12 protein-coding genes are annotated in these 12,329 nt (G+C 39.0%); 9 read left to right on the top strand and 3 right to left on the bottom strand.

From position 1 onward, the window contains the following. Nucleotides 1-599: 599 nt before the first annotated feature. The 5 genes from SPD53_RS08995 to SPD53_RS08975 all read left to right on the top strand — a co-directional run bounded on the left by SPD53_RS08995 (nt 600) and on the right by SPD53_RS08975 (nt 6,473). Nucleotides 600-1,610, top strand: a complete 1,011-nt coding sequence (locus SPD53_RS08995) for an ABC transporter ATP-binding protein (protein ID WP_336252328.1) — start codon at nt 600-602, stop codon at nt 1,608-1,610. Beyond that, nucleotides 1,597-2,529 carry an ABC transporter ATP-binding protein gene (locus SPD53_RS08990; protein ID WP_336252327.1) on the top strand — a complete coding sequence of 311 codons (933 nt, stop codon included), beginning with the start codon at nt 1,597-1,599 and terminating at the stop codon, nt 2,527-2,529. Before SPD53_RS08995 ends, SPD53_RS08990 begins: the two co-directional genes overlap by 14 nt. Before the next feature lie 6 nt (nt 2,530-2,535). Beyond that, complete coding sequence (gene opp4B / locus SPD53_RS08985) at nt 2,536-3,498, top strand: oligopeptide ABC transporter permease (RefSeq protein ID WP_336252326.1); 963 nt, start codon at nt 2,536-2,538, stop codon at nt 3,496-3,498. Nucleotides 3,499-3,527: 29 nt separating this feature from the next. Next, a complete protein-coding gene (locus SPD53_RS08980) occupies nt 3,528-4,427 on the top strand; it encodes an ABC transporter permease (RefSeq protein WP_336252325.1) in 900 nt (299 codons plus the stop codon). A 132-nt stretch (nt 4,428-4,559) separates the two neighbouring features. Then, nucleotides 4,560-6,473 carry an oligopeptide ABC transporter substrate-binding protein gene (locus tag SPD53_RS08975; RefSeq protein WP_336252324.1) on the top strand — a complete coding sequence of 638 codons (1,914 nt, stop codon included), beginning with the start codon at nt 4,560-4,562 and terminating at the stop codon, nt 6,471-6,473. Nucleotides 6,474-6,542: 69 nt separating this feature from the next. Here the strand turns inward: SPD53_RS08975 and SPD53_RS08970 are convergent, their stop codons facing one another. After that, on the bottom strand, nt 6,543-7,328 hold the full coding sequence (locus tag SPD53_RS08970) for an HAD family hydrolase (protein WP_336252323.1): 786 nt from the start codon (nt 7,326-7,328) through the stop codon (nt 6,543-6,545). 177 nt (nt 7,329-7,505) lie between these two features. Between SPD53_RS08970 and SPD53_RS08965 the strand changes: the two genes are divergently transcribed. Further along, a complete protein-coding gene (locus SPD53_RS08965) occupies nt 7,506-7,787 on the top strand; it encodes a hypothetical protein (RefSeq protein WP_156854782.1) in 282 nt (93 codons plus the stop codon). 67 nt (nt 7,788-7,854) lie between these two features. On the opposite strand, the gene SPD53_RS08960 is transcribed toward SPD53_RS08965, so the two are convergent. Next, entirely contained in the window at nt 7,855-8,706 is an 852-nt protein-coding gene (locus tag SPD53_RS08960; protein WP_336252322.1) for a CvfB family protein, read from the bottom strand. Between the two features lie 164 nt (nt 8,707-8,870). Between SPD53_RS08960 and SPD53_RS08955 the strand changes: the two genes are divergently transcribed. Next, nucleotides 8,871-9,770: an AEC family transporter gene (locus SPD53_RS08955; protein ID WP_336252321.1), complete on the top strand. Its 900-nt coding sequence runs from the start codon at nt 8,871-8,873 to the stop codon at nt 9,768-9,770. Between the two features lie 128 nt (nt 9,771-9,898). Here SPD53_RS08955 and ytaF read toward each other — a convergent pair whose 3' ends face one another. Beyond that, nucleotides 9,899-10,519 carry a sporulation membrane protein YtaF gene (gene ytaF, locus SPD53_RS08950; protein ID WP_336252320.1) on the bottom strand — a complete coding sequence of 207 codons (621 nt, stop codon included), beginning with the start codon at nt 10,517-10,519 and terminating at the stop codon, nt 9,899-9,901. Between the two features lie 155 nt (nt 10,520-10,674). On the opposite strand from ytaF, the gene SPD53_RS08945 reads away from it, so the two are divergent. Further along, nucleotides 10,675-10,818: a hypothetical protein gene (locus SPD53_RS08945; RefSeq protein ID WP_336252319.1), complete on the top strand. Its 144-nt coding sequence runs from the start codon at nt 10,675-10,677 to the stop codon at nt 10,816-10,818. 233 nt (nt 10,819-11,051) lie between these two features. Beyond that, the gene (locus SPD53_RS08940; RefSeq protein WP_336252318.1) at nt 11,052-11,957 is read left to right on the top strand and encodes a nuclease-related domain-containing protein; all 906 of its coding nucleotides are present in this window, start codon (nt 11,052-11,054) and stop codon (nt 11,955-11,957) included. The last annotated feature ends 372 nt before the right edge of the window (nt 11,958-12,329 follow it).

The following is a 12,329-nucleotide window of genomic DNA, read 5'->3' as shown; positions in this document are numbered from 1 at the left end:
GATCGAGATAATTGTTCGGATTTATTTTTATTTAGGCTGAATGAAGGCTTAACTGTACTATTACTATAGTAGGAAATGATTATTACAGATGCATTTCGGTGGGAAATGAAATACATAAAAAGGAAAGAAACAATTGAAAAGAACATTCGTTATCTAGTCTTAAAGAGCAATTTCCAACGTTTTTAGTAAAGAAATAAACTATTCCATATTTAGGCGGAGTGATAAGAAAGGTTATCCTAGCAAGGCTTTTTATCTTTGGTTGCTGAGTTTTGGAAAAATACTGGAATTAAATTGATTTTATAATATTGCTTTTTTCAAATAATTCCATTATAATCACATTACTATAATTTTTCACTCCTATTACGAAAGTTACAGAGGTGCTAATATTATGTAACAAAAGCCAAAAATGAACTCTTTTTCTTGTATCAGCTGAATGATGATTCAGAAGGAATGAAAAATAGTTGCAAAAATTGTTAAAAATGATAAAATAATATACAACTAAATCAAAATTGTCTGAACTTTACGATATTACGTGTGATTGAAAAGCTCTTAGAAGGACATCTATTCATTAGAAATTTGCTACGTAAGAGGGGATAAATTTGAGCAGAAAACTACTAGAAATAGAAAATCTAACCACTTCATTCCAAATCGGTGATGCGTACTATGCTGCAGTGGATGATGTGTCATTAACCGTTAATAGAAATGAAGTTTTAGGAATTGTTGGTGAATCCGGTTCGGGAAAGAGTGCACTGGCATTTTCCATAATGAGATTACATAATCGTGCAAAGATTGAAGGAAAAATACAACTTGAAGGAATTGATTTGGCAAAAGCGTCAACGAGTGATTTGAATAAGCTTCGCGGGGATAAACTTTCCATGATATTCCAAGACCCGTTAACTGCACTTAATCCATTAATGGAAATTGGTGCACAAATCGATGAAACGCTCATTCTCCATCGACCGAAAATGTCAAAACAAGAACGCTATGATCGCGTGATTGAATTATTGGATTTAGTAGGCATTACAGGACCGGAATACGTCTACCAGCAATATCCACATGAACTTTCGGGTGGAATGAGGCAACGTGTCATCATCGCTATTGCGATTGCGAACAAACCGCAATTACTTATAGCTGACGAGCCGACAACAGCGCTCGATGTGACCATTCAAGCGCAAATACTTGATTTGATTCGGGAATTGCGGGATGAAATGGACGCAGGAATTATCTTAATTACCCATGACCTCGGTGTTGTTGCAGAAATGGCAGACCGAGTTGCTGTCATGTATGCAGGTCAAATTGTGGAAATTGCTGGTGTACATACATTATTTGAAAACCCTTTACACCCATATACAAGATCATTACTTAATTCGGTACCAACTGAAGGGCAAGATAGGCTTCACGTCATTCAAGGAATTGTACCAGGCTTACAACACTTACCTCGAACAGGTTGTCGCTTTGCCGCACGGATTCCATGGATTGATGAATCTGTTCATGAAGAAAACCCGTTATTACACGAAGTGACACCAGGGCATTTCGTCCGCTGCACTTGTCACAGTTATTTCTACTTCCCAGAAAAAGGTAAGGAGGAAATCACACATGGCGATACTTGATGTTAGCGGATTAAAAGTACATTTCCCGATTAAAGGTGGAATATTCAATCGTACAATCGGGCATATCAAAGCCGTCGATGATGTCTCCTTCTCGATCGAGCAAGGTAAAACATATGGGCTTGTAGGTGAATCTGGTTCAGGTAAATCGACGACTGGAAGAGCAATTGTTGGATTAGAGAACATCACAGCCGGCAAAATCCTTTTCGAAGGAGAAGATATCACCTCACGAGAAAGTAAAACAAAAGATATGAGAAAAGATATTCAGATGATTTTCCAAGATCCGTATTCATCATTGAATCCGCGTAAAAGAGTACGCGATATTATTGCAGAACCACTACGAAACTATGAAAAGTTAACAAAAAATGAAGAAAAGCAACGAGTATATGAATTATTAGAATTAGTAGGGTTGAACCCGGAAAGTATATGGAAATTCCCACACCAATTCTCTGGTGGACAAAGACAGCGGATCGGAGTTGCACGGGCAATCGCTTTAAAACCGAAGCTGATTATTGCAGATGAACCGGTTTCTGCACTTGATGTATCCGTACAAGCACAGGTGTTGAACTTTATGCAGGATATTCAAAAAGAACTTGATTTAACGTATTTATTTATTAGCCATGACTTAGGTGTCGTTGAGCATATGTGTGATGAAATCGCAATCATGTATAGGGGACGCTACGTTGAACAAGGTACACGTGAAGATATATTTGAAAATCCGCAGCATATTTACACGAAGCGGCTCATTGCGGCAATTCCGGATATCAATCCGCGTAACAGGGATGCACAATATGCATTTCGCCAAGAAGTTAAGAAAGAGTATGAAGACTCATACGATGACTACTTCGATGCGGAAGGGTTAGCGTATAACTTACAGAATATCTCTGAAACCCATAGAGTCGCATTACCGGAGAGAGGTTGATTCGATATGTGGAAATTTATCGTTAGAAGACTATTAATCACATTCCCACAAATTGTATTACTAAGTATATTAATCTTCTTAATGGCGCAGTTTATGCCTGGTGATGCATTAACTGGAATGCTAGATCCGAACGTGGATCAATCAACCATTCAAGAGCAGCGTGAAAGAATGGGGCTAAACGATCCATGGCATATTAAATATGCAAATTGGATTAGTGGTGTAGTACAAGGGGATTTAGGGAAATCCTTCCGTTTTAAAATGGATGTGTCCGAACTTATTTCACAACGAATGCAAAATACAATTATACTTTCTTTTGTGACATTAATATTTACATATCTCTTAGCAATACCTTTAGGAATTACCAGTGGGCGTTATAATGATACGTTACTGGACCAAGCAATAACAGGCTATACGTACGTTGGTTTTGCTACACCGTTATTTATATTCGGGCTTATCATGTTATTTGTTTTTGGTTATCAATTAGGATGGTTTCCGACAAGTGGAAGTGTTGCACCTGGCATGGTTCCGGGCACATTCGAGTACTGGGTAAGTAAATTAAAACACGTGATGTTACCAGCGCTTTCCATGGCATTAATCCAAACGGTATCAACGGTCCAATATTTAAGAAGCGAAATCGTTGATACGAAGCAGAAAGATTTTATTATTACCGCAAGAGCGAAAGGGGCTTCTGAATCCCGGGTCTATAATAGGCATATTTTTAGAAACTCATTACTGCCGATTGCAGCATTTATCGGTTGGGAGATTACGACTCTTATTGTTGGAACAGTATTTATTGAACGTATATTCAGTTATCCTGGTATGGGTCTACTGTTTTTAGAGTCTATTAATATGCGTGATTACAGTGTAGTAACTGCACTCGTCTTATTATTTGGTATTGCACAGATCTTAGGTGCTCTGCTATCGGATATTATTTTAAGTATTGTTGACCCGCGTATTCGCATAAAATAGAAGTCGAACAACTCTGAGGTGAATATAAAATGGAAATAAAAAATGTTCAGATGGAGGCCGCGAAGGCGGAGAACCCTACTGCAATCCGGATACTCTGGCGCGAGATATTCAGGGATAAACTAGCATTAATTTCATTAATATTTTTAGTATTAGTCACAGCCTTAGTATATGGAATTTCAATTGTCCTGGATCAAGATGAAATTGTTAAAGTAGATTTGTTCGCGATCCACCAACCGCCCAATGATGAGTTTATATTAGGAACAGATTACGGGGGGCGTGATGTGTTTGGGCAACTTATTATCGGAACCCGAAATTCTCTGACGATTGGTTTTCTAGTGACGTTAATGAGTGGAATAATCGGAATTGTCTTCGGTCTCGTTTCCGGTTATTTTGGCGGACATGTCGATAACGTGATGATGCGTATTTTGGATTTTTTCAATATCCTTCCTTTCCTGATGATCGTTATTGTGTTTGTTTCACTTGTTCCAAAGTATAATACGCTCACGTTCTCGTTAATTATGACAATATTTTTATGGATGGGAATCGCCAGATTGATCCGGTCAAAAGCTTTGCAGGAAAAAGAGCTTGATTATGTACAGGCATCGAGAACTCTCGGTTCATCGCATTTTAAAATCATATTCAAAGAAGTGATGCCGAATATTACTTCACTTATCGTCGTAACGATGACGCTTAACTTGGCTGCAAATATTGGGATTGAATCCGGATTGTCCTTCTTAGGATTTGGTTTACCCGAAAGTACGCCAAGTTTAGGTACACTCTTAAGTTATGCAACGAATCCGCAAACGCTTGAATCAAGATGGTGGATTTGGATCCCTGCAGCCATCTTGATTCTGCTGCTCATGCTAGCGGTAAGAAACGTTGGCGAAGCATTAAGACGAGCAGCTGATTCAAGGCAGAGAAGAGGATAGTTTTTAAAAAGTCTTTATTTATTCCATTACTTACATCAATATCAATCCTTGTATTGGTGTTTAGTATAAGCTGTCCGCGCCAATGGGATGGACAGCAAAAAAAATAAAAGAATTAAAGGGGAGGTTAAAAGGATGAAGAAGGCAAGTTTTAGTAAATGGCTAGTAGCTATGATGTTACTGTTACTCTTAGTACTGGCGGCTTGTAGCGGAGATTCTGATGATGAATCGGGCGATACAGGTACCGGTTCTGATACAGATACTACCGGAGAGGAAACGGATGATGAAGAAGGCACAGAAGATGAAGGTGACGATTCTGCTGAAGGTGGAGACGACGTTTTCTCTATCGATGATTTCGCTACAGAAAAAACAAATGAGGGGGAAGCTATCGATGGCGGTACGCTGAACTTTGGCCTGGTATCATCTTCCGTATTTGAAGGAACACTTAACTATAATTTCTATTCAGGAGTACCTGACGCTGAGGTTCTTAGTTGGTTTGATGAGCCATTACTTGCAACGGATGAGAACTTCTACTATACAAACGACGGTGCTGTTACGTTTGAAACAAACGAAGAGGGTGACGTATTCACATTCACAATCCGTGATGATGTTTACTGGCATGACGGCGAGCCTCTAACGGCAGAAGATTGGGTATATGCCTTTGAAGTAATTGGTCACCCAGACTATGACGGAGTTCGTTTCGGTGATATTACGAACGTAGTCGGTGCGAGAGAATATCGTGAGGCAGAAGAGGAAGCGGAAACAACGTATGCAGCTGAAGCAGGTACAATTGAAGGGCTGAATATTATTGATGATAAAACATTAGAAATTACATTTACTCATGCGACACCATCCTTACTTGCTAGTGGTATTTGGTCTTATGCTCTACCAAAGCATATTTTTGAAGAAATTCCAGTAGCGGAAATGTCTGAATCGGATGCGGTTCGTGTGAATCCAATCGGAATCGGGCCGTTTAAAGTCGAGTCTGTTGTTCCTGGGGAATCTGTAACTTATACAGCGAATGAGGACTACTGGCAAGGTGCACCGAAACTTGATGGTGTGACATTAAAAGTAGTTAGTCCACAAACGGCTGCTGAAGCACTCGAAACTGGAGAAATCGACTTAGTTGATAGCTTCCCAGCGGACCAATATGTTGACGTGCATGATCAGTTAACAAACGTGGAATTCTTAGGTCAAACCGATCTATCCTACACGTATATTGGATTTAAATTAGGTTCATGGGATGCGGAAAACAAACGTGTCCAGATGGATCCGGATTCAAAAGTGGCAGATGTAGAATTACGTCGTGCAATGTGGTATGCAGTGGATAATGATGCTATTGGCGAACGTTTCTATAATGGATTACGTTGGAATGCAACAACACTTATTCCACCATCACATGGTTTGTTCCATGACCCATCAATTGAAGCACCAACCTATGATCCAGATGAAGCGAATCGTATTTTAGATGAAGCTGGCTACGAAGATGTAGATGGTGATGGCATACGTGAAACTCCGGACGGGGAAGAGTTAGTACTCAATTTTGCTTCCATGGAAGGTAGTGACGTAGCTGAGCCAATCGTTAACTATTACATCCAAGCTTGGAGTGATATTGGAATTAAAGTGGAATTACTTGATGGGCGTTTACAAGAGTTCAACGCATTCTATGACCGTGTCGGTCAAAACGGTGAAGATGATCCGGAAATCGACATCTATCAAGGTGCTTGGAGTACAGGATTTGATGTTGACCCGACAGGTCTATATGGACCGGAAGAATTATTTAACTTCCCTCGCTATGAGAGTGACGAGAACACCCGTCTACTAGAAGAAGGGGTTTCTGCTGAGGCGCTTGATGATGATTACCGCTTTGATGTTTACAAAGAATGGCAAGAATTGATGGTGGAAGAGGTTCCAGTATTCCCGACGAATTACCGTGCGGAGCTAGTCCCTGTTAATAACCGTGTGCTTAACTACAACATTGAGCCACATATTAATCCATTTATACGACATGAAATTGCTGTAACTCAGGAAGATCCTATATTGCCTTAATAACAGGAAATGCCAGCAACAATAAAAAAGTTCCGAGTATCAATCATGATATTCGGAACTTTTTTTAAATTACCCAACAAGACCTAACTGCTTTAAGCCGTTAAATATTCCTGAGTCGCTCACCGTAGTCGTCCGGTGTGTTGCGTATTGGAAGAGCTCAGGGTCGGCATTCCCCATTGCAAAGCTAGTTCCAACGGTTGAAAACATTTCTTTATCATTCATTCCGTCTCCAAAAGCAATTGTTTCTTCTTTATCGATTCCCAAATGATCAAGAACTTGCTTAATTGCTTTTCCTTTATTTACATTTGTACGAATGACATCGTAAGCATGCTGCATACCAGGAACGTTCACTTGAGAGAGGTGAATGTTTTTATCCGATTGATATGTATTGACTTCTGACTCTTTAAGTTTCATCAATGTCATTCCTAAAATGTTGTCATATTTAGGGGCTATTAGCTCCACATTTATTTTCATTTCAAAAGTTTTAATAAATCCTTGTGCGAAGGGGTCATCGATGGCCGTGAAATAGTTCTCGCCATTCGCATAGAGGACCATTTCATTCTTTTTCTCTTCAGCTGTTTTTCTGAAACGCTCTACTGTTTCTGGTGCGAATGGTTCGTTTACAATTTCTTTCCCTTGAACAATCCCGTATGCCCCGTTATAGCCAATTAGGTTCGTAATATTCAGCTCTTCCGTCAGTCCCTTAATTTCATGCAGAGGGCGCCCAGTTGCAATGAATGTATGTATATTTTGCGCTTGCAACTGCTTGATTGCTTCTACGGTAGAGGAAGAGTAGGTATGGTCCGGCATTAATATAGTGCCGTCAATATCTAGAAATACTGCTTTATATCTCATGTTATTCTCCTTTATTACCCATATTCCTATCTTATTATACCATATTTAGTTTCATTTCCATGCATCTTAACGAAAGGATAATATTTTATATGAAATTTCGTCATTCTAATGAATTGACTTTAATTCTCTTTGGATATAGTCTATAATAAGAACTATATCAATATATGGGGTGAAAGCATGGTACAAACAGTTATTTTAGCAGGAATTATTCTTACAGTAGTAACCCTTGTCGTTAACGCTGTTATTCTGCGAGCAAACAAAAGTTCACAGGCCTGCTATTATTTAAGTTTCTTCTTTGTTATCGTAGGTTTGCTACTATTAGCAATTGCTTCCGTAGCTCCAAAAGTTGATCTGCTTGGTGCAGGATTTGGAGGCTGGGGAATTGCATCCTTATTCGCAGCAGCAGTCAGCTTCATGATTACATCGATCCTTGATGCATATCAGAACGTTGAAGCATAAAAAGTTAACAATGTAAAAGCAAAAAACATAAAACATTTCATCGAAGAAATGTTTTATGTTTTTTATTTTAAAGTAAAAATGTTTTCCCGTCGCGTTGTTCAATCTTTCCTTCTTTCATTAACTTCCCTAGTGCGCGTTTAAAAGCAGCCTTGCTTATATTGAATGTTGCGCGGATTTCTTCAGGATCACTCTTATCGTTGAATGGAATAACGCCACCGCTTGCTTCAAGATGCTCTAAAATATCTTCTGCATCAAGTGGGATGCTCTCTTTCTTTACTGGACGAAGGGAGATGTTTATCGTGCCATCTTCTTTTACATCGATGACCCGACCAGTTACGAGTTCTCCTAATCGTGGTTCTGTTTTACGTTCCGTGTGATGGATAAACCCACGATAATTATCTTCTGTGAAGACTTCGGAACCTTCTCTACTCGAGTAATAAACTCTCCCGGATACCGTTTTATTTAATAAATGTTCTGGTGCTGCTTCATAATATTCAGCGATAACATTTCCTGTAGCGAGAAGGCCTATGAGACGATTTTTATAATCTAAGTCAAGACGGACAAAAAGCTTGTCTCCTGTCTTTGGCCAAACCGAGCGAAATTTAGGGAGGTCATCATTTGAAATGAGTATCTCTTTAGCGATTCCGATATTGATAAAGACGCCAAGCCTTGGGACGACCTCGACAACTTCTGCCCAGCCATAATTAATGGTCGTTACGGTTGGCAGTGAAGTTGTTGCTGCAATGTTCCCCTTTTTATCACGATAAAGAAATACTTCCACTTCTTCGTTTTCTTCTAATTCTCTATCTGTCTCATTGTGATGAAGAAGGGCTTCACTATCATCCTTTACAAGCACATAGCCGGTTTCAATTTTCCTGAGTACGGTCATCGTTATATGATTACCTAATGGAAGATGCATCTTTCACACTTCTTTCTTTAAGCTTTTGTTCATCCTTTTTGAACATCTATTTTTAGCTGTTTTTCTCATCGTATCACAGTACAGAAAAAAGCAGAAGAGATTCATCCTATCCTATACTGTGGTAAAATAGAAGAGGTGACTAAAAAATACTGGAGCGATGAGTTTTGGCTTTATTTATTCAAGTTATTATCCCAATTATGCTAGTCTTTTTATCAGGCTTTATCCTGCAGCGATTACGCCCGATGAGTGTGCGTTCTGTTTCGGCAGTGACGATTTATATTTTGTCACCGGCGCTTGTTTTTATTACATTGTATGATACGGATTTTGACAGTGGCTATTTAGTAATTATTATTTATATGCTCGTCTTATTTGGAATCATGGTTATTTTAAATAAAATTTTAGGTAAAATATTCAAATGGCCAGATAAAACGGAAAGTGCAGCAATCCTTGCGACAGGATTTATGAATTCGGGGAACTACGGGTTGCCGGTTGTTCTCTTTAGTGTCGGAACGGTTGCTCTTCCATATGCCGTATTCATTATGGTTATTCAAGGGTTGATGAATAACTTCTTCGGGATCTATTATGCTTCCCGGGGAAGGGACGGAGTGAAGACGGCATTTCTTAATGTGATGAAAATGCCGACTACATATGCAGCAATACTTGGTGTTGCCTTTCAATATCTGAAGGTACCAATCTCGGAATCGATCCATTCCATGCTCTCGATGGTCGGGGAGGCTTCAATCCCAGTGATGATGGTTGTGCTTGGCATGCAGCTCGGATCTATGACCTCTTTACGTTTGAATTGGCAAGTGATTGCTTCCAGTGTAACGCTGAAAATGGTCGGGGCACCAGTTATTGCTTATCTGTTCGTGAAACTGTTTCATATCGATCCACTTGTCGGGGTAGTGTTAATCATTATTTCTGCAATGCCAACTGCAGCAACGACGACGATGTATGCAATTGAGTTCGATAGTGAACCAGAACTCGTTTCAAGTATGACCTTTATAGCGACGGTCGTCAGTGTCATCTCTATTTCCGTCGTATTGAATTTATTGCAATTGTAAAAACAGGTGCAGGAACCGGATGGGGTTGCTGCTAGCAATTCCAGTTATCCAGTGTATCTTAATTTAATTCACTTATGTTAATAAAAGCTAGGATTCTTTTGAATAAGAAAATCCTAGCTTTTTAGATTTCATGTTATTAAATTGAATAATCCGATGCCAATTAAGAGGAGGGATGGGAGTAGGGTGAAGAATTGGATGTCTTCGTATTTCGATAGAAGCAGCCCGATCTTTAATCCGACGATGAGAAAAATCCCACTCATCATTGCGACGAGCACAGCTGTAAGGAATGCCGAATAGTGCAGCAGACTTGCTGCAAACCCTGCCCCGAAAGCATCGAGTGAGAGCGCCATGCCAAGAAGGATTGCTTCTGGCTTTGAAATTGTTCCGGAACGGTCCAAGTCAGCTTGCTTAGGTGAACGAAACACTTTTTTTACATTTGTAAGCATCGAATTATTTTGGGTTTCTTCTTGTTTTGTTTTATTTTTCCGGATTATATTGTATAAGGTAAAAATACCTAGGGAAATTAGTATTAGTGCCCCAATATTTTCAGAAACAGTTGGTGGAATGATAACTTTTAACCCCTCACCAATTGACATCGCGGCAAAAACGGTAACCCCTGAACAAAGCATAATAATCGTTATTGCAAACATCGGGACGCGGGTTTTCTGAATTCCATAACTTATGCCAACCCCAAGTCCATCAAGACTTACTGCAATAATTAATAAAAATAAACCAGTATAATAAAGCATCGCATCCATTCCTTTTTCATATCTAAAGTATTGTATGAAAATAGAGGAGGGATGTGCGGAGAAAGCTACGTGGGGGAATTCCGACAATTGATAACGTTACCCCCTTTTTTGATTATAAATATGGTGAAATATAACTAGTAATATAGGGGGGCGACATGCGTGTTGCTTATATTGATGATGAACAGTTAGCCTTAAGTTACCTGAAACGGCAGTTAGTAAAAATAGCAGGAGTTGAAGTAATTGTTCAGTCATTAACCCGCTGGAAGGGAAAAGTTTATTTTACGCGAAGAACCGGATGATATTTTTCTAGATATTGATATGACACCCATTTTGATGCGAAACCAAGCGACCATATTATCGAATGGTATGTGGACATATGAAATAAGTAATGTGGGGCTGACTCAAATCAGTCTCTTATTTTTCTAATGATTGCCTGCGTGTTGGAGAGGGTGGTTTCAATAGGCAGAATAATAAAACATGCAATATAATTAGACATAGATATGAGTTATTTTTAATAAGAAGGAGATGAAAAATGAGTACTGCAATTGTTAGAAAACCAAAGGAATTAAATTTCTTGGAAACTTTAAGTAAAAGGAAAAGGTTAACGAGTAAGGAAAAGAGATATTATTTCAACCTCCAACGAGGCTTTGAAGGTGAGTTGTTATTTTCTCAATCCATAGGGAAATTAAAGAATGATTCTATTATTCTAACGGACTTGCTTCTTGAGTACAATCAAACAACTTTCCAGGTGGATTGTTTGTTAATCACACGAAGTAAAATTTATTTATATGAAGTGAAGAATTTTGAAGGGGATTATTATTTTGATAATGATAAGTTTTATAAAATACCCCGCCAGGAAATAATCAATCCGTTTCACCAATTAAGTCGAGCTGAATCAATTCTGCGGCAAATGCTTTTAAGTATCGGTTCGAATACTCCCATTGAATCCCATGTTGTCTTCGTCCATCCGACATTCTTTCTTTATCAATCCCCACTCGATATCCCTGCTATTTTTCCTAATCAGATTGAAAGACATGTCTCATTTCTTATGCACGAGGCTGGGAATGTGACGGCTTCTGAAAGAAGATTAGCTTCCCGGTTAGTGGAACTTGCAAAAAAAGAATCACCATTTCAGAAATTACCTGAGGTGGAATATGCCGAATTGGATAAAGGAATAACTTGTACAGCCTGTGAAGGCTTATCGATGAGATTAGTAAAAAGAACTTGTGTATGCGGAGTTTGCGGTTATAAGGAATCTGTGACAACAGCCGTGCTGCGTTCGATCAGCGAATTTCAACTATTGTTTCCAAATGAAAGGCTAACAACACACCAGATTTTTCACTGGTGCGGAGAGCTTGTACCTAAGAACATCATTTACAGAGTATTATCAACGAATTTTAAATCGGTTGGGACAAAAAAATGGACTCACTATGTTTGATAGATTTGTATTCGGCCGAATGCATAGAGAAGTTTATCCATTCGGATGAAAAGGAACTTCCTAATTTCATGAACGGTTTGGTTTTCCGTTTGCTCGCATGATAAGGGGTCTCCTAATTTCATGAACGGTTTGATTTTCCGTTTGTTCGCATGATAAGGGGTCTCCTAATTTCATGAACGGTTTGATTTTCCGTTTGCTCGCATGATAAGAAGCTCTCTAATCCCTTGAAAAGTTGATCTTTATGTTCGTTCGTATGATAAAGAGCTCCCAAACCTTTCGGGTAAGTTAAATTTTATACCCATTCGATCGATAAGAAGCCTCCTAACTCTTCGAATTTTACTTTACAGATGTACTGTAGGTATTTGGCTACTC

Source organism: Oceanobacillus sp. MO10714A (assembly GCF_037072045.1).
Classification (GTDB): domain Bacteria; phylum Bacillota; class Bacilli; order Bacillales; family Amphibacillaceae; genus Oceanobacillus; species Oceanobacillus indicireducens.
The sequence above is the reverse complement of the archived record's forward strand: the minus strand, read 5'-3'. Positions and strand labels throughout refer to the sequence as shown.